This is a genomic window from Solirhodobacter olei (genome assembly GCF_004010155.1).
GTDB lineage: Bacteria > Pseudomonadota > Alphaproteobacteria > Rhodobacterales > Rhodobacteraceae > Solirhodobacter > Solirhodobacter olei.
The window spans coordinates 59,918-86,747 of record NZ_RRYH01000007.1 but is presented as its reverse complement, the minus strand read 5'-3'; the positions used below and the strand labels follow the sequence as shown (position 1 = coordinate 86,747).

19 protein-coding genes and 1 pseudogene are annotated in these 26,830 nt (G+C 68.1%); 17 read left to right on the top strand and 3 right to left on the bottom strand.

Translation table 11 applies throughout. From position 1 onward, the window contains the following. Positions 1–123: 123 nt before the first annotated feature. The 7 genes and pseudogenes from dnaA (at position 124) to EIP85_RS05920 (ending at position 8,675) form a co-directional block, all read left to right on the top strand. Entirely contained in the window at positions 124–1,521 is a 1,398-nt protein-coding gene (dnaA, locus tag EIP85_RS05950; protein ID WP_127901249.1) for a chromosomal replication initiator protein DnaA, read from the top strand. A gap of 98 nt (positions 1,522–1,619) precedes the next feature. Further along, positions 1,620–2,738, top strand: coding sequence for a DNA polymerase III subunit beta (dnaN, locus tag EIP85_RS05945; RefSeq protein WP_127901248.1), 1,119 nt, complete (start codon positions 1,620–1,622; stop codon positions 2,736–2,738). 74 nt (positions 2,739–2,812) lie between these two features. Then, positions 2,813–3,925, top strand: a complete 1,113-nt coding sequence (gene recF, locus EIP85_RS05940) for a DNA replication/repair protein RecF (RefSeq protein WP_127901247.1) — start codon at positions 2,813–2,815, stop codon at positions 3,923–3,925. Next, positions 3,922–4,341: pseudogene (locus EIP85_RS05935) on the top strand (VOC family protein); the annotation flags it as partial. The gene recF and the pseudogene EIP85_RS05935, both read left to right, overlap by 4 nt. Positions 4,342–4,491: 150 nt before the next feature. Then, entirely contained in the window at positions 4,492–6,909 is a 2,418-nt protein-coding gene (gene gyrB, locus EIP85_RS05930; RefSeq protein WP_127901245.1) for a DNA topoisomerase (ATP-hydrolyzing) subunit B, read from the top strand. Positions 6,910–7,140: 231 nt separating this feature from the next. Beyond that, a complete protein-coding gene (locus EIP85_RS05925) occupies positions 7,141–7,995 on the top strand; it encodes a universal stress protein (protein ID WP_164871652.1) in 855 nt (284 codons plus the stop codon). Continuing rightward, positions 7,965–8,675, top strand: coding sequence for an exopolysaccharide biosynthesis protein (locus EIP85_RS05920; RefSeq protein WP_241559908.1), 711 nt, complete (start codon positions 7,965–7,967; stop codon positions 8,673–8,675). Before EIP85_RS05925 ends, EIP85_RS05920 begins: the two co-directional genes overlap by 31 nt. A gap of 54 nt (positions 8,676–8,729) precedes the next feature. On the opposite strand, the gene EIP85_RS05915 is transcribed toward EIP85_RS05920, so the two are convergent. Continuing rightward, positions 8,730–10,847, bottom strand: a complete 2,118-nt coding sequence (locus EIP85_RS05915; protein WP_127901242.1) for an FUSC family protein — start codon at positions 10,845–10,847, stop codon at positions 8,730–8,732. A 403-nt stretch (positions 10,848–11,250) separates the two neighbouring features. Here EIP85_RS05915 and EIP85_RS05910 point away from each other — a divergent pair, with 403 nt between their 5' ends. Both EIP85_RS05910 and EIP85_RS05905 read left to right on the top strand, forming a co-directional pair. Beyond that, positions 11,251–13,890, top strand: coding sequence for a cation-translocating P-type ATPase (locus tag EIP85_RS05910; protein ID WP_241559907.1), 2,640 nt, complete (start codon positions 11,251–11,253; stop codon positions 13,888–13,890). A 3-nt stretch (positions 13,891–13,893) separates the two neighbouring features. Next, complete coding sequence (locus EIP85_RS05905; RefSeq protein ID WP_127901240.1) at positions 13,894–14,904, top strand: sodium:calcium antiporter; 1,011 nt, start codon at positions 13,894–13,896, stop codon at positions 14,902–14,904. 44 nt (positions 14,905–14,948) lie between these two features. Here EIP85_RS05905 and EIP85_RS05900 read toward each other — a convergent pair whose 3' ends face one another. Next, on the bottom strand, positions 14,949–16,142 hold the full coding sequence (locus tag EIP85_RS05900; protein ID WP_164871650.1) for an MFS transporter: 1,194 nt from the start codon (positions 16,140–16,142) through the stop codon (positions 14,949–14,951). A 386-nt stretch (positions 16,143–16,528) separates the two neighbouring features. On the opposite strand from EIP85_RS05900, the gene EIP85_RS05895 reads away from it, so the two are divergent. From EIP85_RS05895 to EIP85_RS05870, 6 genes are all read left to right on the top strand, one after another. Beyond that, positions 16,529–17,416, top strand: a complete 888-nt coding sequence (locus EIP85_RS05895; protein WP_241559906.1) for a helix-turn-helix domain-containing protein — start codon at positions 16,529–16,531, stop codon at positions 17,414–17,416. A 301-nt stretch (positions 17,417–17,717) separates the two neighbouring features. Continuing rightward, positions 17,718–18,773: an ABC transporter substrate-binding protein gene (locus EIP85_RS05890; protein ID WP_127901238.1), complete on the top strand. Its 1,056-nt coding sequence runs from the start codon at positions 17,718–17,720 to the stop codon at positions 18,771–18,773. A 100-nt stretch (positions 18,774–18,873) separates the two neighbouring features. Then, positions 18,874–19,695, top strand: a complete 822-nt coding sequence (locus tag EIP85_RS05885) for an ATP-binding cassette domain-containing protein (protein ID WP_127901237.1) — start codon at positions 18,874–18,876, stop codon at positions 19,693–19,695. Further along, the gene (locus EIP85_RS05880) at positions 19,692–20,966 is read left to right on the top strand and encodes a sugar ABC transporter permease (protein ID WP_127901236.1); all 1,275 of its coding nucleotides are present in this window, start codon (positions 19,692–19,694) and stop codon (positions 20,964–20,966) included. The genes EIP85_RS05885 and EIP85_RS05880 overlap by 4 nt, the downstream gene beginning before the upstream one ends. Before the next feature lie 24 nt (positions 20,967–20,990). Then, on the top strand, positions 20,991–21,719 hold the full coding sequence (locus EIP85_RS05875; RefSeq protein WP_127901235.1) for an SDR family oxidoreductase: 729 nt from the start codon (positions 20,991–20,993) through the stop codon (positions 21,717–21,719). A 26-nt stretch (positions 21,720–21,745) separates the two neighbouring features. Continuing rightward, a complete protein-coding gene (locus tag EIP85_RS05870) occupies positions 21,746–23,392 on the top strand; it encodes an FGGY-family carbohydrate kinase (RefSeq protein WP_127901234.1) in 1,647 nt (548 codons plus the stop codon). Positions 23,393–23,402: 10 nt separating this feature from the next. On the opposite strand, the gene EIP85_RS05865 is transcribed toward EIP85_RS05870, so the two are convergent. Continuing rightward, positions 23,403–23,855, bottom strand: coding sequence for a MarR family winged helix-turn-helix transcriptional regulator (locus tag EIP85_RS05865; RefSeq protein WP_127901233.1), 453 nt, complete (start codon positions 23,853–23,855; stop codon positions 23,403–23,405). A gap of 139 nt (positions 23,856–23,994) precedes the next feature. Here EIP85_RS05865 and hmgA point away from each other — a divergent pair, with 139 nt between their 5' ends. Both hmgA and fahA read left to right on the top strand, forming a co-directional pair. Further along, the gene (gene hmgA / locus EIP85_RS05860; RefSeq protein WP_127901232.1) at positions 23,995–25,356 is read left to right on the top strand and encodes a homogentisate 1,2-dioxygenase; all 1,362 of its coding nucleotides are present in this window, start codon (positions 23,995–23,997) and stop codon (positions 25,354–25,356) included. A 59-nt stretch (positions 25,357–25,415) separates the two neighbouring features. Then, positions 25,416–26,657, top strand: a complete 1,242-nt coding sequence (fahA, locus tag EIP85_RS05855) for a fumarylacetoacetase (RefSeq protein ID WP_127901231.1) — start codon at positions 25,416–25,418, stop codon at positions 26,655–26,657. Positions 26,658–26,830 lie beyond the last annotated feature (173 nt).

The following is a 26,830-nucleotide window of genomic DNA, read 5'->3' as shown; positions in this document are numbered from 1 at the left end:
CGGTGTGCGGGATGGCAGCACCGGATCTTCGGATCATCCGACCCGCAGTTGTGCGAGTTGATCGGCCCCGGGGAGCGCACCTCGAAGGCCAGTGCCTAAAATGCGCGAAGGTACGGGTGAAAAATGACAGAAGAAACCTGGGGGCAAGTGCGCGGTGAACTGCTGAAGTCGGTGGGCAAGAACAACTTCACGACCTGGATCGAACCGCTTCGCTTCTCCGGCCTGAACGGCGGCGTGGCCCGGTTCACCGTTCCGACCAATTTCTTCGGCAATTGGGTGTCGCGCAACTTTTCGGACCAGATCCTTCAGCAGCTGACCCGCGCGGGTGTCGTGGCCGACCGGCTGGAATTCGATGTCCAGAACGCGGCCGCCCGCCCCGTGAACGCCGCGACCCGCCCCGTGGCCGCCCGCGTCGCGGCCGGTGCCGAGGTCTCGGCCCCGGCCCAGGGCGCGCATTCGGCAGAAGCGCGTGACGAGGAGGGCCTCGGCGCCCCGCTCGACGGCCGCTTCACCTTCGACACGTTCATTGTCGGCAAGCCGAACGAGCTTGCCCATGCCGCCGCCCGCCGGGTGGCCGAGGGTGGGCCGGTCAGCTTCAACCCGCTCTTCCTTTACGGCGGTGTCGGCCTCGGCAAGACGCACCTGATGCACGCCATCGCGCATGAGCTGCGCACCCGCAAACCGAAGCTGCGCGTTCTCTATCTCTCGGCCGAGCAATTCATGTACCGCTTCGTCCAGGCGCTGCGCGAGCGCGAGGTGATGGGTTTCAAGGAGCTGTTCCGCTCTGTCGACGTGCTGATGGTCGATGACGTGCAGTTCATCGCGGGGAAAGACAGCACGCAGGAGGAATTCTTCCACACCTTCAACGCGCTGGTCGACCAGAACAAGCAGATCGTCATCTCGGCCGACCGCGCACCGGGCGAGATCAAGGATCTCGAGGACCGGATCAAGAGCCGCCTGCAATGCGGGCTCGTGGTCGACCTGCATCCGACCGATTATGAACTCCGGCTCGGTATCCTGCAGCAGAAGGCGGAGCAGTACCGCCAGCAATATGCAGGCCTTGTTCTGGCCAATGGCGTGCTGGAGTTCCTCGCCCATCGCATAACCACCAATGTCCGCGTTCTGGAAGGCGCGCTGACACGGCTTTTCGCCTTCGCGAGCCTCGTCGGGCGCGAGATCACGCTGGACCTCGCCCAGGATTGCCTTGCCGATATCCTCCGCGCCTCGGACCGGAAGGTCACGATCGAGGAGATTCAGCGCAAGGTGGCCGAGCATTACAACGTGCGCCTGTCCGACCTGATCGGCCCGAAGCGGGTGCGCACGATCGCCCGGCCGCGGCAGATCGCGATGTATCTTGCCAAGCAGCTGACCCCGCGCAGCCTGCCTGAGATTGGCCGCCGCTTCGGTGGGCGCGACCACACCACGATCATGCATGGCGTGCGCAAGATCGAGGAGCTGATGGGTCAGGATACCCAGATGGCCGAGGATCTGCTTCTGCTGCGCCGCCTTTTGGAAAGTTGAGCAACGGCCGCACCCGGCTGGCCCTTGACGCTCTCGTGAAAGTCTCGGACAGTCGCCGAACCGGCGGGTGCGCCCCGTCGCGACGAGAGGATTGAGGGATGAAGATCAGTATCGAGCGCGCGGCGCTTCTGAAGGCCGTGGCGCAAGCCCAGTCGGTCGTCGAGCGCCGGAATACCATCCCGATCCTGGCCAACGTGCTGATCGAGGCGGAGGGTGACACGGCCAGCTTCCGCGCCACCGACCTCGACATCGAAGTGGTCGACAAGGGCCCCGCCGTGGTCGAGCGGCCCGGCGCGACGACGGTGCAGGCGGTGATGCTGCACGAGATCGTACGCAAGCTGCCCGACGGTGCGCTGGTGCAGCTGACCGACGACGGTGCTTCGGGCCGGCTGACGGTGCAGGCCGGGCGCTCGACCTTCCACCTGGCCACCCTGCCGCGGGAAGATTTCCCGGTCATGGCGACCTCGGAATACACCTCGAATTTCTCGGCCCCGGCGCCGGTGCTGCGGCGGCTCTTCGACAAGTCGAAATTTGCGATTTCGACCGAAGAGACGCGCTATTACCTGAACGGCGTCTACATGCATGTGGCGCAGGGCGAGGATGGCCAGGCGCTGCGCTGCGTGGCGACCGACGGCCACCGGCTGGCCCGGATCGATGCCGCCTTGCCCGAGGGCGCCGCCGACATGCCGGGCGTGATCGTGCCACGCAAGACTGTGGGCGAGCTGCGCAAGCTGCTTGATGACGACGACATGCAGATCGCGGTGTCGGTTTCCGAGACGAAGATCCGCTTCGCCACGCCGCAGATCACGCTGACCTCGAAGGTGATCGATGGCACCTTCCCCGATTACAGCCGCGTCATCCCTACCGGCAATGCCCGCCGGCTGGAGGTGGATGCCGCCGAATTCGCAAAGGCGGTGGACCGGGTCGCGACCGTCTCCTCCGAGCGTAGCCGCGCGGTGAAGCTGAGCCTCGACGAGGACCGGCTGGTGCTTTCGGTCAATGCGCCCGACAGCGGGGCCGCCGAGGAAGAGCTTGCCGTGGCCTATGGCGACGAGGCGCTGGAGATCGGATTCAACGCCAAGTACCTGCTTGAGATCGCGAGCCAGGTGGACCGGGAGAACGCCGTTTTCCTGTTCAATTCCTCCGGCGACCCGACGCTGATGCGGGAAGGGAACGACACCTCTGCGATCTATGTCGTGATGCCGATGCGCGTGTGATTGGGCGCGGCGGCGGGGGGCTGTCTGCCCCCCGCACCCCCCGAGGATATTTCTAGACAGAAGAAGGACGGCCCGTGGGGGATCTGGTTCTTCTCGACCTCGGCCTGAGCCATTTCCGCTCGCATCGCGCGGCGCGGATGGCGCTGGATGGCCGGCCGGTCGCGATCTGGGGGCCGAACGGCGCCGGCAAGACCAACGTGCTGGAGGCGATCTCGCTGCTCTCGCCGGGGCGCGGGCTGCGGCGCGCCGGGGCAGAGGAAATGGCGCGGCGGCCCGAGGGGCTGGGCTGGAAGATCACGGCGACGCTGAAGAGCCTCTGGCAGGTGCACGAGGTCGAAACCTGGGCCGAGCCCGGCGCGGCGCGACAGTTGCGGATCGACGGCAAGGCCGCGACACAGGTGATGCTGGGCAATATCGCCCGGGTCCTTTGGCTGGTGCCGACGATGGACCGGCTATGGCTGGAAGGCGCGGAGGGGCGGCGGCGGTTCCTCGACCGGATCACCATGAGCTTCGAGCCGGGGCATGCCGAACAAGCGCTCACATATGAAAAGGCGATGCGGGAGCGGAACCGCCTGCTGCGCGAGGGCCTGGGCGATCCGTCCTGGTTTGCCGCCCTGGAGGGCCAGATGGCGGAGGCCGGTGCCGCGATGACCGCCGCCCGCCGTCGCAGCCTTTCACGGCTGGCCGCCGCGCAGGAAGGGGCGGAGACGGCCTTTCCCCGCGCCGACCTCGCGTTGCTCGATCCGGAAGGGGACCTGCCGGAGGATCCCGAGAGCCTCGCCACGCTCTGGAGCGCCGGGCGACGGCGGGACATGGCGGCGGGGCGTACCCTCACGGGGCCACACAGGGCGGATCTTTGCGGGGTCTATGCCGCCAAGGGCGCGCCGGCGGACCAGTGCTCCACCGGCGAGCAGAAGGCGCTGCTGATCTCGCTGATCCTTGCCAATGCGCGGGCCCTGGCGGGGGATTTCGGTGCGCCGCCGATCCTGCTGCTGGACGAGGTCGCGGCCCATCTCGACGCCGCCCGTCGCGCCGCGCTCTATGACGAGATCTGTGCGCTTGGTGCGCAGGCCTTCATGACCGGGACCGGCGTGGAGCTTTTCGAGTCGCTCGGGAACCGGGCGCAGGGCTTCGTCGTGAGCGATGTGAACGGCTGTTCTGAAATCAGCGAAGGGAGCCTGCCATGACCCCGCAACGCGTGACGCTCATCACCCTAGGTGTGGCCGATCTCGACCGCGCCAAGGCCTTCTATGCCGCGCTCGGCTGGCAGCCCGCCGCCGCGCCGGAGGGCGTTTGCTTCTACCAGATGCTGGGCGCGGTGCTGGCGCTCTTCGGGCGCGAGGATCTGGCGGAAGATCAGAACCGCCCGGCCGCGGCCCTAGGCACCGGGGCGATGACGCTGGCGCAGAATTTCGCGACTGAGGCCGAGGTGGATGCCGCCTATGCCCAGGCTATCGCCGCCGGGGCGGAGCCGCTGAAGCCGCCGCAAAAGGTGTTCTGGGGCGGCTATTCCGGCTACTTCGCCGATCCCGACGGGCATGTCTGGGAGCTTGCGATGAACCCGTTCTGGCCGCTCGGCGCGGACGGCAGCCTGACCCTGCCGGAGGCGCAGGGGGCTGAGGCGCCCGCCCCCCCGGCGGACCGGCAGGATTTCTGCCAAAGGCCTGCATTGACCGCAAAATCTTGTGGCGAAAGCGTGACAATCCCCCCCTGAGCGCCTATAACGCGGACGCAGGATCAGGAAAGCTTTTTCATGGCCGAAATCGAGCAGCCCGCCGCTGAATACGGCGCAGATTCCATCAAGGTTCTCAAGGGCTTGGAGGCGGTCCGAAAGCGGCCGGGTATGTATATCGGTGATACCGATGACGGCTCGGGCCTGCATCACATGGTTTACGAGGTCGTCGACAACGGCATTGACGAGGCGCTGGCCGGCCACGCAACCGAAGTGACGGTGAAAATCCACGCCGACAGCTCGGTTTCCGTGACCGACAACGGTCGCGGCATCCCGACCGACATCCATGCGGAAGAGGGCGTTTCGGCGGCCGAGGTCATCATGACCCAACTCCACGCCGGCGGGAAGTTCGACCAGAACAGCTACAAGGTTTCCGGCGGTCTGCACGGCGTCGGCGTCTCGGTCGTCAACGCGCTTTCGGACTGGCTGGAGCTCCGGATCTGGCGGGCCGGGAAAGAGCATGTCGCACGGTTTGAGCATGGCGAGACGGTGGAGCATCTGAAGGTCGTCGGCGATGCGGGCGACAAGCGCGGCACAGAGGTGCGGTTTCTCGCCTCGACCCAGACCTTCTCCAACCTCGAATATTCGTTCAAGACGCTGGAAAACCGGCTGCGCGAGCTTGCGTTCCTGAACTCCGGCGTGCGTATCGTGCTTGAAGACGAGCGGCCTGCCGAGCCTTTGCGAACAGAGCTTTACTATGAGGGCGGCGTGCGCGAATTCGTCCGCTACCTCGACCGCTCCAAGACCCCGGTGATGACCGATCCGATCTTCATCCAGGGCGAGAAGAGCGGCATCAGCGTCGAGATTGCGATGTGGTGGAACGACAGCTACCACGAAACCGTGCTTCCGTTCACAAACAACATCCCGCAACGCGATGGCGGCACCCACCTCGCCGGGTTCCGTGGCGCGCTGACCCGCACGATCAACGCCTATGCGCAGTCCTCCGGCCTCGCCAAGCGCGAGAAGGTGGACTTCACCGGCGACGACGCCCGCGAGGGGCTGACCTGCGTGCTGTCGGTCAAGGTGCCGGATCCGAAGTTCTCCAGCCAGACCAAGGACAAGCTCGTCTCCTCCGAGGTGCGCCCCGCGGTCGAGAGCCTGATGAACGAGAAGCTCGGCGAGTGGTTCGAGGAGAACCCCGGTCCGGCGAAGCAGATCGTCGGCAAGATCGTGGAGGCCGCGCTGGCCCGCGAGGCCGCGCGAAAGGCGCGGGAGCTGACCCGCCGCAAGACGGCCATGGACGTGGCCTCGCTGCCCGGCAAGCTCGCCGACTGCCAGGAGAAGGATCCCGCGCTTTCCGAGCTCTTCATCGTCGAGGGTGACAGCGCTGGCGGCTCGGCCAAGCAGGGCCGGGCCCGGAAGAACCAGGCCGTGCTGCCTTTGCGCGGCAAGATCCTGAACGTGGAACGGGCGCGGTTCGACCGGATGCTGTCGTCCGAGACGGTGGGCACGCTGATCACCGCGCTCGGGACGGGCATCGGGCGCGACGAGTTCGACATCGGCAAGCTGCGCTACCACAAGATCGTCATCATGACCGATGCCGACGTGGACGGCGCGCATATCCGCACGCTTCTGCTGACCTTCTTCTTCCGGCAGATGCCGGAGATCATCGAGGGCGGCTATCTGTTCATCGCGCAGCCGCCGCTCTACAAGGTCGCCCGCGCGAAATCCGAGGTCTACCTGAAGGACCAGGGCGCGCTGGAGGAATACCTGATCCAGATGGGCGTCGAGGGCGCGATGCTGCGCCTGGGGTCCGGCGAAGAGATCGTCGGCGCCGACCTTGCCCGGGTGGTGGAGGAGGCGCGCGTCGTCCGCCGCATCCTGCAGGCCTTCCCGACGCATTACCCGCAGCACATCCTTGAACAGGCCGCGATCGCCGGTGCGCTGGTTCCGGGCCGGATCGACAGCGACGCGCAGGGCGCGGCGGACGAGGTTGCCCGTCGGCTCGACCTCGTGGCGCTGGAATACGAGCGCGGCTGGCTGGGCCGGCCAACACAGGATCATGGCCTCCGATTCAGCCGCGTGCTGCGCGGGGTGGAGGAAGTCCGCACGCTCGACGGCCCCGTGCTACGTTCGGGCGAAGCACGGCGTCTGGCCAGCCATACCGAGGCGCTGCAGGATGTTTACGGCAAGCCGGCCATGCTGATCCGCAAGGAACGCGAGCAGGCGATCCACGGGCCGGTGGCGCTGCTGACCGCGATCCTCGCCGAGGGCGAGAAAGGTCTCAGCCTGCAGCGCTACAAGGGGCTGGGCGAGATGAACCCGGAACAGCTCTGGGAGACCACGCTGGACCCGGAGGCACGCACCCTGCTGCAGGTGAAAATCGACGACGTGGCCGAGGCCGACGACATCTTCACCAAGCTGATGGGGGACGTGGTGGAGCCGCGGCGCGAGTTCATCCAGGCCAATGCGCTGAGCGTGGAGAACCTCGACCTCTGAGGCCCGCGGACTCGGGCATGAATTGGCACTGGTAATAGCCAATACTGGTCTAATCGTTGTGCTTTTCCTCCTTTCCGCCTGAATGGTTTGATGGGTTCGCCCCCGTCCCGCCGGCGCATCTCGGAGATGCGTTGATCTGGGTCATGTCCGGTCGGCAGGTTTGCTGCCAGCATTCCCTTGTCCAGCCCGATGAAGGGTCAGGCGGCACGAAAGATCGGGGGAAAGGCGTCCATGACACTCAGGCAGATCCTCGTTGCGACAGACCTGTCGGAGCGGTCTGACCGTGCCGTAAGCCGCGCCTGCCTGCTGGCGCGCCAGACCGGCGCGGCGCTCCACATCCTCCATGTGGTGGACGAGGAACTGCCCGCTCCGGTCGCCGAGGCGGACATCGCCGCGGCCGAGGCTGGCCTGACTGAGCTCGCATCGGCCGGGCGCAACTTCGCCGGCCTGGATGCGAAGGTGGAGATATCGCCCGGTGACGCGTGGCGGACCATCGTGGAGAAGGCGGATTACCTCGACGCCGATCTGGTGGTCATGGGCAGCCATCGCCAGCGCGGGGTCGCGGGCATGTTCGAGGGAACCACGCTTGAACGGGTCGCGCGGGTGTCGCGGCGCGCTGTTCTGCGGGTGACGGCCCGGGCGCTGGGGCCCTATGGCAGGGCTGTCGTCGGTGTCGATTTCTCGGTCTGCGCCCGGCAGGCCGCGCGGCTCGCGTTCGAGCTTGCGCCAGAGGGCGCGGTGAGCCTGGTTCACGCCTATCACGTCCCCTATCGGGCGCTAACGATGCGCACGGGGCCGGAGGGCGATTTGTCGAAGGCAGAGAAGGACGAGATCGAGGCGGAACTTGCAGAGCCGATCGCGACCTTCGTCCGCGAGACTGCCCCAGCCGGTCGGGAGGTCCGAAGCCTCGTTGCCGAGGGCGCGCCGGACCATGTGCTCCGCACTCAGGTCGCAGCGATGAAGGCGGACCTGCTCTGCCTGGGGTACCACGCGCGTTCGTGGCTCCGTGACGCGGTTCTGGGCAGCACGGCGCGCGAGATGCTGGCGGACTGTCCGTGCGACCTGCTGCTGGCACCGGCGAGATAGGCCGCGCGTCCCGGCCAAGGCCCGGCGGGCAGGACAGACGGGAGGGAGTAGGAATCAAACGCGAAACGGAGGCCCGCGGCAACGCCACGCCGTCCCTATCGGAATTGCTGCGACAGCTGCAGGGATCCGGCCCTGACGAGATCACCATCGGTGAGCTGCTCGACCGGCTCTCGCCTAAGGGCTACCCCTTGATCATGCTGATCCTGGCTGTTCCGAACCTCGTCCCGATTCCGGCTCCGGGCCTCTCCGCCATCGTCGGCCTGCCGCTTACCGTGCTGATGCTGCAGATGTCGTTGGGGTACGAAACCCCGCGGCTTCCCCGCGCCCTTGAGCGCCGCAAGATCAGCCTGTCGCAGTTGCGAAGGACCTTGCTGCGCGCAATCGGATATGCGCAGCGGCTCGAGACATTCGTCCGCCCGCGCTGTCTCTTCATGCTGCGGGCGCCGATCGACCGGCTGACCGGAGTGACGGCAACGCTCTTATCTCTGATCATCATGCTCCCGGTCCCGTTCGGCAATGCCATCCCGGCCCTCGCAATATGCCTTATCGCCATCGGCCTGTTGCGGGGCGACGGGCTGACGGTGCTGATCGGGCTCGTCTCAGCGGCGGTCGGCGTCCTGTTCATCGTCTTGTTCGCAGGGGCCCTGATGGCCGCGGTCGGCAGGCTAGCGGAAATCTGACCTCGGACAACGTCGGGCCTCTCCCAAGGTCGGGCCGGGGGCCTTCGGTCGCCCTTACGCCGATGGCGATGTGATCATGTTCGCCTGCGCGATCAGGCGTTTCGCGCCATGTTCGACATGCAGCAGCCGCCGCCGCAGCACCGTCGGCGCGTCGGTATCCCGCAGCTCGAACCAGCCACGGCGGCGGAGTGTCTCCGGCGCTGGACGCGCACTTGTCGCCGAGAGGTCCTCGGCCACTTCCGCCCGGCTTTCGGCCAGGCGCGCCGCAAGGGTTCCGGCCTCGAACTCTCTCGCCCGGGCGCGGATCATGCCGTGGACGGAGGCGAGGTCAGAGGCGAAGAGATACCCCGCCGCCAGAAGCTCGTTCAGGCGGGCCAGCCGGCGGTCGTCGCGCGGAGGCTCGCCGCTCAACCGACGGGCGGTGGTGGCGAGCGCGGTGAAACTGTCGAGCGCCTGTTTGCGGGCGAGGCGGTAGGCGCCGTCCTCCCCCGCCTCGCTTAGCGCCTCGGCTGCGAAGGCGCGGTTGGCCGCGACCATCGCGGAGACGAGGCGCGGGACGTCGTTCCATTCCCAGCTGGGCAGCACATAGGCGAAGGCGGCAGAGAGGACGACGCCGATCAGCGTGTCGATGATCCGGTCGGCGACGTAGAAACTCTGCGGCTCCAGCAGATGCAGCAGCAGAAGCGCCGCAAGCGAGGCCGCGAAGGAGGTGATGCGGTAGTTTACGGTGGCGTAGGCATGGATCACTCCGACCCCGACGATCATGATTCCGACCACCGCGGCCGGAGGCAACACCGGCATCAGCAGGGCCGCCAGCGCGCAGCCTGCGAGCGTCCCGACCAGCCTGTCGTTCCTGCGCTGGCGGGTGACCGCATAGCTCGCCCGCATGATCAGCGCGACTGTCAGCAGGATCCAGCCGCCATGCACGTAACCCGGAAAGGCGAGGGTCACCGCGTAGCCTGCCAGCATCGCCAGCGTCAGCCGGATCGCGTAACGCATCACCGGCGAGGTCAGGCGCAGATGCCCGCGAAGCGTCGCCCGCCAGTCCGCGCGATGCGGAAGGAAGGCCGAAAGTGCGACATCCGGCAGCGCTGGCACCTCCGCCTCGGGCGTGGCGAGAAGCTCCGCCAGCGCCCGGCCACGCCGCAGCGCGCGCCCGAGTTTCAGGCGGGTCGGGTGCAGGGCCGCGCGGGCTTCCGAATGGCCCTCGCGGCCGAGCCGGGCGAGCGCCTCGTCGAGTGCCACGACCATCGCGTCCCGGTCCACTGTCGCCGGCATGCGGCCGGAGACGAGTGCCAGGGCGATCGCCTCCACATCCTCGGCCAGGGCGCGGTTCAGCGCCGCGATACGGCCAAGGGCCGCGCGGTCCGGCGTCTCACGCAGGGCCTCCCAGTCAGCGTCGCTCGAAAGGACCGCCTCGTAGAGGTCGAGAAGCGCGAGGAGCCCCGCGATCCACTTCCGCCGGGCGGCATTCGGGCGACCGGTGAAGATCATGTCGCGCGCGGACTGCAGGCGCTCCATCAGCACACCGTTGCGCTCGATGACGCCGTCCAGGGCCTCGGATCTGGCCGTGTCAGGGTCGAAAAGCCGGGCGCGGGCGCGAAGGTAGTCGGCCGTCGCCAGAAGCGCCTCGTTGAGGAACATCCGCCGGTCGCGGTCGTCGCGGGCGAACGCCAGCCCCATCGCGAGCGCGGTGTAGCCCGCGCCACCGGCAAAGAAGAGCCAGGCCTGCCACAGTGCCGCGGCCGGGTTGGCGGCCGGGATCGCCATGCCGATCACCAGCGCGATCACCCCGGCGATCGCCTGCGGCAGGGCCGAGCGGCCGAGCGCCGCCGCGACCGCAAGGCCGAGGCTCGTCAGCACCACGATCCCGGCCATGGCCAGAGCATGCCCGGTCGAGAGCCCGGCCAGAAGCAGGATCGCCGCGCTTGCGATGAGTGCTGCAAGGAGCTTTCGCAGCTTCGCGCGGGGCGAGCCGGGCCTGTCCGCCATGCTGACGCAGAACGCCCCGATCCCCGCGATCACGGCGGCGAGCAGACCGCCCGCCAGCGCCGCCGCGAGCACCACGAGCGCGACGCAGAGCGCGACCGCCGCCCCATTCTCGATATGGTGGCGCAGCAGAAGGCGGGCGGCGCGTCCGGTCAGATCTCTGGCGGCGGGACTCGGCGTCATCTCGGCTCCGGGGCGGCGGTGGCGGTCCGTTGTGATTACTCCCGCCGCGCGGGTCCGGGATCAAGCGGCAAACGTGTGGGGCCATTCAACTCCGCCCGAGCGCGAGCCGCGCGAGGTCCAGCGGGAACTGGGTCATGAGGAAGGTCGAGAACACTTCCGTCCCCGGCGGAGCGGCCGGTCGCTGGGTTAGCGGGTCTGGAGGCGGCGGGGCGCAACATGACGCTTCCGATAAACCGACCGCATGACAGTTTTGGTGCGGTGCTATGTCAGGGCGCTGGGCCCCCGCCAGCCTGTCCTGCGCCCATTCCGCCTTCGCACCGTGCGGCCTTGTCCCATGTCAATGGGCGCCCGCCTCAACTCGGCTAGGCTTCCGGGAAATGGATCAACCCCCGGGAGCGCCGAGGTGATACGAGAGGTCACGGACACCTGCCCGCCCTACGCGCGCGAGGCCCGGGATGTTCTCGATCTTCAGGGTGTGGACGCCACCCGCGGGCTGAGCGAGGACGAGGCCGAGATACGCCGCGCCCGTTTCGGCCCGAACAACGTGGCGGCGCGCGAGCGGGTCGGGCTTCTGGCGCTGATCCTCAACCAGTTCAAAAGCCCGGTCGTCGCCCTGCTTGCCGGTGCCGCCCTGATCGCCGGCTGGTTCGGCGAGCTGGAGGAGGCGTTGGCCATCGGCGTCGTCCTCGGCCTAAACACCGCCATCGGCTTTTTCACCGAGTTGCGCGCCGTCCGGTCCATCGAGGCCCTGCGCCGGCTGGAGGCGCAGACGGCCCGGGTGCGGCGCGATGGGCACGAGCGGGTGATCCCGGCCGAGCGGCTGGTGCCGGGCGACATCCTGCTGCTGGAGGCGGGCGACGCGGTGCCGGCGGATCTGCGCATCGTCGAGGCGTCGAACCTGAATGTAGATGAATCGACTCTGACCGGCGAATCCGTCCCGGTCGGCAAGGGCGTCCCCCCGGTTCCGGCGGCGGCACGGCTCGGCGACCGGCGCTCGATGCTGTTCAAGGGGACGGCGGTGATCCGCGGCAGCGCGCTAGGTGTGGTCACGGGCATCGGCATGGCGACGGAGCTGGGCCAGGTCTCGCGGCTGGTGACCGAGGCTGGATCGGGCAGCTCCCCGATCGAGCGCAAGCTCGCCCATCTCTCCGCGCAGCTTGTCTGGGCGACGCTGCTGATCGCCGCGGCAATCGTCGGTTTCGGCGTGCTCACCGGCAAGGACGCCCTGCTGATGGTGGAGGCCGGCATCGCCCTTTCCGTCGCCGCGATCCCCGAGGGGCTGCCGATCGTCGCAACGCTGACGCTGGCACGCGGCATGTGGCGGATGGCGGAACAGAACGCGCTGGTCGAACGCCTCTCGGCGGTAGAGACGCTCGGGGCAACGACGATCATCCTGACCGACAAGACCGGCACGCTCACCGAGAACCGGATGACGGTCCGGCGGGTCTGGCTGCCCTCGGGCGAGGTCACGATGGGCGATGAAGGTGCGGCCGGGCTGCCGGTGCGCGACGCCCAGATGGCCGCGCTGATGGAGGTGGCGGTTCTCTGCAACGCCGCCGCGCTCGACCGGCCGGACGACCCGGGCGCGGGCGACCCGATGGAGGTGGCACTGCTCCGCGCCGGGCTCGAGGCGGGCCTTAGCCGCGCCGATCTGCTGGCCCGGGCGCCCCGGGTGCGCGAACATCCCTTTGACAGTGTGAGTAAGCGCATGACGACGGTGCATCGCGTGGGCTCGGCCTACCGGTTCGCCGTCAAGGGCGCACCGGAGGCGGTGCTTCCCGCATGCGAGACGGTCTCGCCCGACGGCGCGCTTCGACCAATGACGGCACATGACCGGCGCGACTGGGCGGAGCGCGTGGCCGAACTGGCCCATCACGGGCTGCGCGTTCTGGCCTGCGCGGAGAAGACTTCGGCGGAGCCCGACGCGGAGCTGGACGCGGGGCTGACCTTCCTTGGCCTGATCGGGCTGGAGGATCCCGCCCGGCTCGACGTGCCCGAGGCGATCGAGGCCTGCCACCGTGCCGGGATCCGGGTGGTCATGGTCACCGGCGACCATGCCGTCACTGCGCGCAGCATCGGCCGCGCCGTCGGCCTTGGCCACCGCCCGGAGGATGTCGCGCTCGGAGGAGAGCTCGCCGGTCTCGCCAGCAACGGGTACCTAGACCGCATCGGCATTTTTGCCCGCGTCAGCCCGCGCGAGAAGCTGGATCTCGTCCGCGCCTACCAGGTAGCGGGAGAGATCGTCGCGATGACCGGCGACGGGGTGAACGACGCGCCCGCCCTGCGCCAGGCCGATATCGGTGTCGCCATGGGCCTGCGCGGCACCGATGTGGCGCGCGAGGCCGCCGCGATGGTCCTGCTCGACGATGCCTTCCCGACCATCGTCGCCGCGATCCGCGAGGGGCGGGTCATTTTCGGCAACATTCGCCGCTTTGCCGCCTACCTGCTGGCCTGCAACCTGGCCGAGGTTATGGTGGTCAGTCTTGCCGTCGCGCCCTCCCTGCCGTTGCCGCTCCTGCCGTTGCAGATCCTCTACCTGAACCTGATCACCGACGTCTTCCCCGCCTTCGCGCTCGCCCTTTGCGAGGGCGAGGGCGACGCCTTGAGCCGGCCGCCGCGCCCGCCGCGGCAGCCGATCCTCGGCCGGCCGCAATGGCGGCGCATCCTGGCGCAGAGCCTGCTGATGGCGGGCGGCACCTTCGGCGCGCTCCTTGCCGCGGGCGCCACCGGCCAGGGGGCGGAGGCGACAGTCACCATAACCTTCCTCACGCTCGCCTTCGCTCAGCTCTGGCATGTCTTCAACATGCGCTCAGATCGGGCCCATCCGCTGGTCAACGAGATCACCAGGAACCGCTGGATCTGGGCGGCGCTGATGCTCTGCTCTGCGCTGCTGGTCGTGCCGCCCTACCTGCCGCCGCTTGCCGATGTGCTGGGCCTGGTCCCGCCCGGGCCGGGCATGTGGGCGCTCGCGCTCGGCTTCAGTTTGCTGCCGACCGCGCTCTGGCAGGCCGCGGCCCTGCTGCGCCGCAAGGGGAGGGGATGAGCCATGACACCGGTGGTCCTGCCCTGGCTGGAACTCGGCCTCTGCGCCGCGGTGATCGCGGTGGCAGGCTCCGTCCTGACCCGCCATGCCGAGGTGCTGGCTCGCCTCACCGGGCTCTCCCGCTCCTGGATCGGGTTGCTGCTGCTGGCCACTGCGACCTCGCTGCCAGAGCTTTTCACCGGCATCAGCGCCGTCGCGGCCACCGGCGCGCCGAATATCGCGGTGGGCGATGCGCTCGGCAGCTGCGTTTTCAACCTGCTGCTGCTGGTGCTGCTGGATGAGCTGAGCCGCGCCGAGCCGCTCTACCGCAGGATCGACCAGGGCCATATCCTGACCGCGGGTTTCGGCGTCATCATGATCGGGGCGGTGGGGGCGCTGATCCTGCTCAGCCGCGAACAGCTGGACCTGCGGTTCCTGCATGTCAGCGGCTATACCCCGATGATCGTGGTGATCTACCTCGTCGCGATGCGGGCGGCTTTCGACTACGAGCGCCGCAGCAAGTCCCGCGACGCCGCCGCGGAGGAGACCGAAGGCCTGAGCCTGCGCACCGCGCTGCTGCGCTACCTGACGGCGGCGGCCTTCGTCGTCGCGGCCGGCAGCTGGCTGCCGTTCATCGGACAGGACATCGCCACCGCGATGGGCTGGAAGACGACCTTCGTCGGCACGCTCCTGATCGCGGGCGCGACCTCGCTGCCGGAGCTGGTGGTGACGATCACCGCGCTGCGCATCGGGGCGGTGGACATGGCGATCGGTAACCTGCTCGGTTCAAACCTCTTCGATGTCCTGATCCTCGCCATCGACGACATCGCCTATCTGAAGGGCCCGCTGCTTTCGGCGGTTGCCCCGGCCCATGCCATCACCGCCTTCGCGGCGGTGATCATGTCCGGGATCTTCATCGTGGCAATGCTCTACCGGCCCGAGACGCGGCTGCGTGGCACGATCGGCTGGGTCAGCCTGTCGATGCTGGTCGTCTACCTGCTCAGCTCCTACGCGATCTACCTGCACGGGCTCTGAGCCCCGGCGCGAGGGGTCGGGGCGGAACCGGGCCGCCGCCCGGCTCAGGCCGGGCGCTGCGCAGCGCCTTTCACCAGCGTCGCCCCCCAGATCACGGCCATGGCCAGGACGAAGGCCAGAAGCGCCGCCTGTCCGCCATGCTCCATGGCCAGTCCACCGACGGTGCCGCCGAAGAAGATGCCAATGAACTGCGAGCTCGAATAGATGCCCGAGGCGGTGCCTTTCGCCGTGGCGGGCGCCGTCTTGGTCAGCAGCGACGGCAGGATCGCCTCGAGCACCGTGAAGGCGGTGAAGAAGATGACCAGCGCCGCCACCACCGCGATGGCGCTGCCGCCGAGAACCAGCATCAGAAGTTCGCTCAGCCCGATCAGGGCGATGGCGAGCAGACGCACCTGGTTCATCCTGCCATGTTTCTCGGCGGCGATGACGAAGGGCACCATCAGCCCGGCGGCAGCGATCAGCACCGGCAGGTAGAGCACCCAGGCCGAGCCGCCATGCAGCCCCATGGTGGCCGAGACGATCCCCGGCACGGCGAGGAACAGCGCTGTCATCGTCGCATGCAGGATGAAGATGGCGAAGTCGAGCTGCAACAGCCCGCGGTTGGTCAGCAGCTGGCGGAAGCCGGTGGGCGCGATACCGACGCCGGCCTCGTGAATCTCGCGCGTCGGCAGCACCGACATGGCGATGGCGATACCGATGACGGCAAGTGCGGCGGTCAACCAGAAGATCCCGGCCAGCCCGGCGAAGGAGGCGACGAGCGGGCCAAGCACCACCGCCACCATGAAGGAGAACCCGATCGAGACGCCGACGATGGCCATGGCGCTGGTGCGCACCTCCGTTCGGGTCACATCGGCCACCGAGGCGAGCAGGACCGAGCCGATCGCCCCGGCCCCCTGCAGCGCCCGGCCCAGCAGGATGCCCCAGATCGAGCCCGACAGCGCCGCCACGATGCTGCCGATGCAGAAGACGATGAGCCCCAGCGCCACCATCGTACGCCGGCCCAGCTTGTCCGAAAGCAGCCCGAACGGGATCTGCAGCACCCCCTGCGTCAGCCCGTAGGCCCCAAGGGCGAGCCCGACGGTGGTCGGCGTGGCCCCGGGCATCCCTTCCGCGAAATGCGCGAAGACCGGGTAGATCATGAACAGCCCGAGCAGCCGCGACATGTAGATCGCTGCGATCGCGGCGGTGGACCGGAACTCGCTCTTGGTCAGGTTGGTTTTGTTTTTCTTGCGGCTCATGGTCCCTCGCTCGGTCGGTCGTCGGGTCTTTGGGTCGTGTCGTCTCCCTCTATGGCCGGGCGGGGGCCGGGGGTGAAGGGAAAAGGGACCAAACAAAACCGTGAGGTGGCCCGCGCGGAAGCGATCTGGACGATCTGACGCAGCGGCCGGCGCCCGGATCCGCGGCCGACAGATCCGGGCGCCGGCCGCTGCGAACCGGCGGGGCCGATGCAATCGCGGCATTCTGCATCCGCAAAATGACAAAAAAGTATCGGTGGGCCGATCGTGGCGTAGTAGCGTGGTCGTGAACAGGCGCGTTACCCTTCCAACATGCCGCAGTTCCACCAACGCTGCGGGGAAGCGAAGCGCGACAACGTACGAAAGCTGCGAGCGTGCTGGGAGGAGAGATGTTGGACCCGGATCTTGAAGTCGTCCAGATCGGACGCGGCGAGTCGTTCAAGGCGTGGGAGCACGGCTACCCGTTCCACACGGTGCGCTGGCACTTCCACCCCGAATGCGAGATCCACCACGTGGTGGAGACGACCGGCAACTATTTCGTCGGCGATTTCATCGGCGCGTTCGAACCCGGCAACCTTGTCCTCACCGGTCCGAACCTGCCGCACAACTGGGTCAGCGACCTGCCGCCCGGCGCCTCGGTGCCGCTGCGCGGGCGGGTGCTGCAATTCACCGAGCAGTTCATCCGCGATTCGGCGGCCCTGCTGCCGGAGCTGTCGGCTTTCCTGCCGGTGCTGGAGCTCTCCCGCCGCGGCGCTCTCTTTCCCGCCGCCACCGCAGCCCGCGTCGGCCCGATGCTGGCCGAACTCGTCGCGGCCAAGGGCATCCGCCGGATCGAGCTCTTCGTCGCCATCCTGGGCGAGATGAGCCGCGCCCAGGGGACAAGGGCGCTCGCCAGCGCAAAGTATCACCCGGACCCCTCGGGCTTCATGTCGACTGGCATCAACGAGGCGCTGGCCTTCATCAATCGCAACCTTACCGAGCCTTTCGGCGAGGCGGAGCTGGCCGCGATCTCGCGCCTCAGCCCGAGCTCCTTCTCGCGCAGCTTCCGGCGGCACACCGGCATGGCGCTTGGCCAATACGTGAACCGGCTCAGGATCAACCTGGCCAGCCAGATGCTGATGAGCGAGCCGGAGATGTCGATCACCGACATCTGCTTCGCCTCCGGCTTCAACAACATTTCCAACTTCAACCGCCAGTTCCTGAGGCAGAAGGGCATGCCGCCCTCGCGCTTCCGGGCGATGCTGGCCGAAAACGCGGGCGCCGCGCAGGCCGCCTGAGAAAGGAGGAAAGCGAAAGCGGCGGAACGCCGATCGCGCCGGGCCAGCCCCGGCAGCGCCGGGATACGACCCCGCCGACCGAGACCGCGACCCGAAGATGCCGGAAAGAGCGCAGCCAGCCGCTGCCGTAAGGAGGTCGGACACCGTTGGAGCGATGTCCGACCCGGAAGCGGATGGCAGGACCCTCGCGCCTCTGCCGGGGAACCTACCAGTCAGAAGAAACGCAGGCAACAACGCCGCCCGCGAGCGCATCCGCTCCGGCGATGGCGGCGGCCTGTCCATCGAAAGGGAGTGAGACCTGATGACGAAGACCACCACCAAGCTGATCGGCGCGACCGCGCTGACGATGAGCCTGATCGGCGCCAACGCGGCCTTCGCCGCGCCCAGCGGCACCGTCGCCTTCCTGATGCCCGACGAAGCCTCCACCCGCTACGAGCAGCACGACTATCCCGGCTTCAAGGCCGAGATGGAGAAGCTCTGCGCCTCCTGCAAGGTGCTCTACCAGAACGCCAACGCCCAGGCCTCGCTGCAGCAGCAGCAGTTCAACTCTGTGATCGCCCAGGGCGCCAAGGTGATCGTGCTCGACCCGGTGGACAGCACCGCCGCGGCGTCGCTTGTCCACCTCGCCCAGAGCCAGGGCATAAAGGTGATCGCCTATGACCGCCCGGTGCCCTCGACGCCCGCCGACTACTACGTGTCCTTTGACAACGAGGGGATCGGCAAGGCCATCGCGCAGTCGCTGGTCGAGCATCTGAAGGCCGAGGGCGTGCCGACCGACAAGGGCGGCCTGCTGGAAGTGAACGGCTCGCCGACCGACGCGGCCGCCGGGCTGATCAAGAAGGGCATCCACGAAGGGCTCGCCGGCTCGGGCTACAAGACGCTTTCAGAGTTCGACACGCCGGACTGGGCCCCGCCCAAGGCGCAGGAATGGGTCAGCGGCCAGATCACCCGCTTCGGCGACAAGATTGTCGGCGTCGTGGCGGCCAATGACGGCACCGCCGGCGGCACGATCGCGGCCTTCAAGGCGGCGGGCGTGAACCCGGTGCCCCCGGTCACCGGCAACGACGCGACCATCGCCGGCCTGCAGCTGATCATCGCGGGCGACCAGTACAACACCATCTCCAAACCGTCGGAGATCGTGGCCGCCGCCGCCGCAAAGATCGCGGTCGACTTCCTCGACGGCAAGAAGCCCGAGGCCAAGACCTCGCTTTACAACACCCCGTCCCAGCTCTTCGTGCCGGCCGTGGTCACCGCGAAGAACCTCAAGGCCGAGATCATCGACAAGAAGATCGAGACCGCCGCCCAGCTCTGCACCGGCCGCTATGCCGAGGGCTGCAAGAAGCTCGGCATCGAGTGATGCCGCTGGGGCGTCCGGCTTTCCCTAAGGCCGGGCGCCCCGCCTTCGCCCCGATCCCCGGGGCGCCCGCGCCCTCGCCTGCAACGAAAGGATCACGCGCATGACCGCCCAAGCCGCCAAGCGGCCCGAGCAGGGAGAGCTGGTGCTCAGCCTGCGGGGCATCTCCAAGCATTTCGGCGCCGTCTCGGCGCTCACCGATATCGAGCTCGACGTTCATGCTGGCGAGGTCGTGGCGCTGGTGGGTGACAACGGCGCGGGCAAGTCCACGCTGATCAAGGTTCTCTCGGGCGTGCATCAGCCCAGTTCCGGCACGATCAGCTTCCGCGGAAAGGAGGTCACGCTGGCCAACCCGGCCATGGCGCTCGACCTTGGCATTGCGACCGTGTTTCAGGATCTTGCGCTCTGCGAGAACCTCGATGTGGTGGCCAACATCTTCCTTGGGCGCGAGCTGAAGCCTTACCAGCTAGACGAGGTCTCGATGGAGGTTCGGGCCTGGACGCTGCTGAACGAACTTTCCGCCCGCATCCCTTCGGTGCGCGACGTGGTGGCATCGCTTTCGGGCGGTCAGCGCCAGACCGTCGCCATCGCCCGCTCGCTGCTTCTCGAGCCGCAGCTCATCATGCTCGACGAACCGACCGCCGCGCTTGGCGTCGCTCAGACGGCAGAGGTGCTAAACCTGATCGAGCGGCTGCGCGACCGCGGCCATGGCGTGATCATGATCAGCCACAACATGGAGGATGTGCGCGCCGTCGCCGACCGCATCGTCGTCCTTCGCCTCGGGCGCAACAACGGTGTCTTCACCCCTGACGCCTCAAACCATGATCTCGTCGCCGCCATCACCGGCGCGACCGAGAATGCCGTTTCCCGCCGCGCCAGCCGGCGCAAGGCCGAAACCGGGATCCAGCCGGAGGACCAGCCATGAGCCACGATCAGAAAGACGCCCCGCAGCCCTCCGCCACCCAGCCCTCCGCGCTGCTCGACCGCAGCGACGTTCGGGTGAAACACGCCGAAGGTCTCGGTGGCTGGCTGAGCGCCTTTGTCGAGCGTGTGCGCTCGGGCGATCTCGGCTCGCTGCCGGTGATCGTCGGGCTGGTCGTCATCTGGACGGTCTTCACCAGCCTCAACCCGATCTTCGTCTCTGCCAACAACATGGTGAACCTGCTATTCGACTGCTCAACTGTGGGGGTCATCTCTCTCGGCATCGTCTGCGTGCTTATGGTGGGGCAGATCGACCTCTCGGTCGGCTCGATGAGCGGCTTCGCCTCTGCGTTGACCGGGATGCTCTGGGTCAATGCCGGGGTGCCGGTGCTGGCCGCGATCTTTCTGGCTCTGGTGGTCGGCGCCGTGGTGGGGGCACTCTACGCGCTTCTCTTCAATCGGCTGGGGATGCCGAGCTTCGTCTCTACGCTCGCGGGCCTCCTCGCGATCCTTGGGATGCAGCTTTACGTTCTCGGGCCGACCGGCTCCATCAACCTGCCCTATGGCTCGGCCATGGTGACCTTCGGTCAGCTCCTGGTGCTGCCGCCGGCCGTGTCGCACATCCTCGCGCTGATCCCCGGAGCGGTGATGCTCTGGGCCGGGTTTCGCACCCGCGATCAGCGCCGCGCCGCGCGGCTCTCGGCCGCCTCGACCGGGGGCATCCTGCTGCGCGCCACGGCACTGACGGTGCTGCTGGAGGCGGTCGTCGCCTACCTCGACCAGGGCCGCGGCGTGCCCTTCATGTTCGCCGTCTTCCTTGGCCTCGCGGTGGCGATGAACTACGCGCTGACACGCACCCAATGGGGCCGCTCGATGATGGCCGTCGGCGGCAATGCCGAGGCCGCGCGGCGGGCCGGCATCAACGTGCGCCGGATCTACACCAGCGCCTTTGTCCTGTGCGCCACGCTGGCTTCGCTTGGGGGCGTCCTTTCGGCCGCGCGGCTCGCCTCGGCCAGCCAGCAGGCGGGGACGGGCGACGTGAACCTCAACGCCATCGCCGCGGCGGTGATCGGCGGGACCAGCCTCTTCGGCGGCCGCGGCAGCGCCTATTCGGCGGTGCTCGGGATCATCGTGATCCAGTCCATCGCCTCCGGCCTGACGCTTCTGAACCTGTCCTCCTCGCTCAGGTTCATGATCACCGGCGCCGTCCTTGCCATCGCCGTCATCGTCGACTCGCTGGCCCGCCAGTCCCGCGTCTCGCATGGCCGCGCCTGACCCCGAATGAAGGAGAGCCAAGACATGACCGACATCCTGACCGGAAAGGTCGCGGCAATCACCGGCGCCGCCTCCGGGATCGGGCTCGAATGCGCGCGCACGCTGATGGCCGCCGGCGCGAAGGTGGTGCTGATCGACCGGGCGGAGGACCGGCTCCGCCAGCTCTGCGCCGAACTCGGGCCTCAGGCGGTGCCGCTGGTGGTCGATCTGCTCAATCCCGGCGAGGTCTCGGCGATGCTCCCCCGCATCGTCGAGGCCGCGGGCGGGCTCGACATCTTCCATGCCAATGCCGGCGCCTATATCGGCGGTGACGTGGTGGAGGGGAACCCGGACGACTGGGATCGCATGCTGAACCTCAACATCAACTCGGCCTTCCGCTCCGTCCACGCCGTGCTGCCGCATATGGTGGCACAGAAGTCGGGCGACATCGTCTTCACCAGCTCCATCGCCGGCATCGTCCCCGTGGTGTGGGAGCCGATCTACACCGCCTCGAAATTCGCGGTGCAGGCCTTCGTCCACACCACCCGCCGCCAGGTCTCTAAACACGGCATCCGGGTAGGTGCCGTGGCGCCCGGCCCGGTGGTCACCGCGCTTCTCGACGACTGGCCGAAGGCGAAGATGGAGGAGGCTCTGGCCTCCGGCAGCCTGATGCAGCCGCAGGAGGTGGCCGATGCCGTCCTCTTCATGGTCTCGCGCCGGCCCGGCGTGACCATCCGCGACCTGGTGATCCTGCCAAACGCCGTCGACCTCTGATCCCTTCCCGAAGCCCGAGACCTGCCATGCCCTCCGCGCCCCCGCCCGCCTCCTCCGATGCCTCTCTCCCCTGCGTCATCGGCGTCGATGTCGGCACGGGCAGCGCCCGGGCGGGGGTATTCGACCTCTCCGGCCGGATGCTGGCGACGGCGAAGCGCGAGATCACCGTCCACCGCGCGGCCGGCAGCATCGCCGAGCAGTCGAGCACTGAGATCTGGGCAGCCATCTGCGCCTCAGTTCGCGAGGCCGTGGCGGCGGCGGGCATCGCGCCCGCGCAGGTTACGGGGATCGGGTTCGACGCCACCTGCTCGCTCGTCGTCCTCGCTTCCGGCGGCGTGCCGCTGCCGGTTGGGCCGTCGGAGGATCCCGACCGCGACATCATCCTCTGGATGGACCATCGCGCGGTGGCGCAGGCCGAACGGATCAACGCCGGGCATCACGCCGTCCTCGACTATGTCGGCGGCATCATCTCGCCCGAGATGGAAACGCCCAAGCTGCTTTGGCTGAAGGAGAACCGTCCTCAGGTCTTCGACGCGGCCTGGCAGTTCTTCGACCTCGTCGATTTCCTGACATGGAAGGCGACGGGGGACCTTTCCCGCTCCACCTGCACCGTCACCTGCAAATGGACCTACCTCGCGCATGAGCGCCGCTGGGATGAGGGGTATTTCCGCACCATCGGCCTCGGCGCGCTCGCCGACGAGGGCTTTGCGCGCATCGGCGAGCGCGTCGTCGATCCCGGCACCCCGCTCGGCGCCGGGCTGACCGCCGCGGCCGCGGCCGACCTCGGCCTCGCCCCGGGCACCGTGGTCGCGGCGGGGATGATCGACGCTCACGCGGGCGGTATCGGCACTGTGGGTGCCGCGGGCGATCCGGCCTCGACCATGGCCTATGTCTTCGGCACCTCCTCCTGCACGATGACTACGACGGCTGATCCCGCCTTCGTGCCCGGCGTCTGGGGGCCCTATTTCTCCGCCATGATGCCCGGCGCCTGGCTGAACGAGGGCGGCCAGTCCGCCGCTGGCGCCGCGATCGAGCGTCTCCTATCGCTCCACCCCGCCACGGCAGGGGCGGCGCGTGCGGCGGCGGCGGAGGGCCGCTCCCTCCCCGACCTCCTGACCGCGCTGGCGGCCGCGCCCGGCACCGATCCGGCCGAGGCCGTCCGCCGCGCCGGGGGGCTGCACGTGGTGCCGGAGTTCCTTGGCAACCGCGCGCCCTTCGCCGATCCCCATGCCCGGGCGGTGATCGCGGGGCTGGGGATGGAGGGGGACCGAGAGAGCCTCGTCGCGCTCTACATCGCCGGGATCTGCGGCATCGGCTACGGGCTACGCCAGATCCTGAACGCCCAGTGCAAGGCGGGCGCGGTAGTGTCCCAGGTGGTGATCAGCGGCGGCGCGGGGCGGTCTGACCTGGTGCGCCAGCTTCTGGCCGATGCCGCCGGCATCCCCATCCTCGCGACCCGGGCGGAGGAGCCGGTTCTCCTTGGCGCCTCCATGCTTGGCGCCGTGGCCTCGGGGGCGTTCCCCAACCTGCAGGTCGCGATGGCCGCCATGTCCGAGGTCGCCGCGACCTATCCGCCAGCGGACGGAGAGGTCTGCCAGATCCACCGGCGCCGTTTCGAGATTTTCGAACGCCTGCAGGCCATGGCGCGGGAGATCCGCGCCATCGAGGGCTGAGGGCGGGGGCCTAGCGCCTCGCGCCCAGCAGCGTCTCAAGCCCCGCGGCGAAAGCGGCGAAGCTCGCGCCCAGCCGCGCCTCGATCTCGCGCTGATAGGCCTCGGCGAGCGGCAGCAGTTCCGCCATCAGCGCCCGGCCCTTCGCCGTCAGCGAGAGCCGCACCAGCCGGCGGTCGGCATCGTTGACGGTCTTGCCGATCAGCCCCGCCGCCTCCAGCCGCGAGGCTGCCCGGCTGACCTTGGACTTCTCCATCGCCACCCGCGCCTCGATCTCTCGCACCGAAACATCGCCGCTGGAGGCCAGATGCACCAGCACCCGCCATTGCGGGATCGAGAGGCCGAAGCGTTCGCGGTAGACCCGCGCCAGTTCCTCGCTCACCCGTTCGGCCGCGACGGAAAGCCGGTAGGGCGTGAAATGGTCAAGGTCGAAGCCGGGCAGCGGCGGCAGGTCGTCGTCGGGCATCTCCAGCTCCTTGTCCTCGCTGCGGCCAATCTGCGCGCATTCGTTGCGTTTGCAACAAATAACTTGACTTCATTGCACATGCAACGAAACTGCGCCCATCGCCGCCCGGGAGAGGGCCGGCCTATTCGGAGGGTCATCCATGACGACGCAAGAGCCGCCGCGCGGCATGGTCCGTGCCACCGGAGCCACCGGCACGACCGAGGGTTACATGCCCGGCTTCGGCAACGACTTCGAGACCGAGGCCCTGCCCGGCGCCCTGCCACAGGGCCAGAACTCGCCGCAGAAATGCGCCTACGGGCTTTATGCCGAGCAGCTCTCCGGCACCGCCTTCACCGCGCCGCGCGGCCAGAACGAGCGAACCTGGTGCTACCGCATCCGCCCCTCGGTGAAGCATGTCGGCCGGTTCAGCCGGATCGAGCTGCCCTACTGGAAATCCGCGCCGCATGTCCGCGACGACATCGTCTCGCTCGGTCAGTACCGCTGGGATCCGGTTTCGCATTCCGAGGCGCCGCTCACCTGGCTCACCGGTATGCGCACAATGACGACTGCGGGCGATGTGCATACCAATATTGGTATGTCGGGCCACATCTACCTCGTCACCGCCTCGATGGAGGACGAGTATTTCTACTCCGCCGACAGCGAGCTCCTCGTCGTTCCGCAGGAGGGGCGGCTGCGCTTCTGCACCGAGTTGGGCATCATCGACCTGGAGCCGAAGGAGATCGCGATCCTGCCGCGCGGCCTTGTCTACCGCGTCGAGGTGATCGAGGGCCCGGCCCGGGGCTTCGTCTGCGAGAACTACGGCCAGAAGTTTGATCTGCCGAACCGCGGGCCGATCGGCGCCAACTGCCTGGCCAACCCGCGGGACTTCAAATGCCCGGTCGCCGCCTTCGAGGACCGCGACGCCCCCTCGCGCGTGGTCATCAAGTGGTGCGGCCAGTTCCACGAGACCTTCATCGACCACTCGCCCCTCGACGTGGTCGCCTGGCACGGCAACTACTGTGCCTACAAATACGACCTGCGCACCTACAGCCCGGTCGGCGCGATCCTGTTCGACCATCCCGACCCGTCGATCTTCACCGTCCTCACCGCGCCCTCGGGGCAGGAGGGGACGGCGAACATCGACTTCGTGCTGTTCAGGGAGCGCTGGATGGTGGCCGAGCACACCTTCCGCCCGCCCTGGTACCACAAGAACATCATGTCCGAGCTGATGGGCAACATCTACGGCGTATATGATGCCAAGCCCCAGGGCTTCGTGCCGGGCGGCATGAGCCTGCACAACTGCATGCTGCCGCACGGGCCCGACCGCCCCGCCTTCGAGGGCGCCTCTAACGAGGAGCTGGCGCCGAAGTACCAGGCCAACACAATGCAGTTCATGTTCGAGACCCGCTTTCCGCAGCACCTGACCGAATTCGCCGCGAAGGAGGCGCCGCTGCAGGATGACTACATCGACTGCTGGACGAGCCTGGAGAAGAAATTCGACGGAACGCCGGGGGACAAGTGAAGGGCGGGGGCACTTCCCCCCCAGGCACGGGACGTTTTCGCCAAGATGAAAGAGACGACATGGCCTTGATGCGCAGCTGGGTGGAAAGCGCGAATTCGCCCGAGACGGATTTTCCGCTGAACAACCTGCCTTACGGCGTGTTCGAGGCGGGTGGGCACGCGCGGATGGGCGTGGCAATCGGGGACAGGATCCTCGATGTCGGTGCGGTCGGGCATGGGCTCGATCCAGCACTTTTTGCAGAGCCGGCCTGGAACGCGGTGATGGCAGCGGGACCAGAGGTCTGGGCGGCGCTTCGCGCCCGGCTGACGGAGCTTCTGTCCGATCCCGCCCATCGCGCGGCGGTGGAGCTGCATCTGGTGGCGCAGGACAGTGCGCGGATGCTGATGCCGTTTCGCGTTAGCGAGTACACCGATTTCTACGCCTCGCGGCACCATGCCCAGAACGTCGGCACGATGTTCCGGGGCCCCGAGAACGCGCTGCCGCCGAACTGGCTTTCGATCCCGATCGGGTACAACGGCCGGGCCTCGTCGGTCGTCGTTTCCGGCACGCCGGTGACGCGTCCCTGGGGGCAGCTGAAGGGGCCGGAAGACACGCTGCCCCGATTCGGCTCCTGCGCGCGTTTCGATCTGGAGCTGGAGCTGGGCGCCATTGTCGGCCAGCCCTCGGAGGGCATGGTCAGCGTGGCCGAGGCCGACCGGATGATCTTCGGCTATGTCCTTCTCAACGACTGGTCGGCGCGGGATATCCAGGCTTGGGAGTACCTGCCGCTCGGGCCGTTCCAGGCCAAGGCCACGGCCACCTCGATCAGTCCCTGGATCGTCACCGCCGCGGCGCTGGAGCCGTTCCGCACCCCCACGCCGAAACGCGAGCGGCCGCTCCTGCCCTATCTGCGCGAGCCGGGTCCGATGCTCTACGATATCGATCTGGAGGTCGCCCTTGCCCCCGAGGGCGGGACGGAAACCGTCATCGCCTGCACCAATTATCGTGAGATGTACTATTCCGCGGCACAACAGCTATGCCACCACACCACCTCCGGCTGTCCGATGCGGGTGGGGGATCTGCTGGGGTCGGGCACGATCTCGGGCGCAGCGCCGGACAGCAGGGGCTCCTTGCTGGAGCTCAGCTGGGGCGGCAAGACGCCGGTGGTGCTGGCCTCTGGCGAGGAGAGGCGGTTCCTTGAGGACGGCGATACGCTGACGCTGCGTGGTGTGGCGCGGGGCGAGGACTACCGCATCGGATTCGGGGCCTGCTCCGGGCAGGTTCGGCCGGCCGTCGACCTGCCCGACTGGGCCGCCGGATGAGCCGGGCTCAGGGGCCGGCGGAGCCTTGCCAGCAGCGGCGCAACCCCTTCCCAATGCACGCTGAAAGTGTTAAAAGCTCCGCGCATCCTGATTTTCGAACCACTGTTCCCTTGCGGCCCAGATTTCGATCTCTAGGCGCCGGGTCGCTGCATACCGCGAGCGACATACAAGAA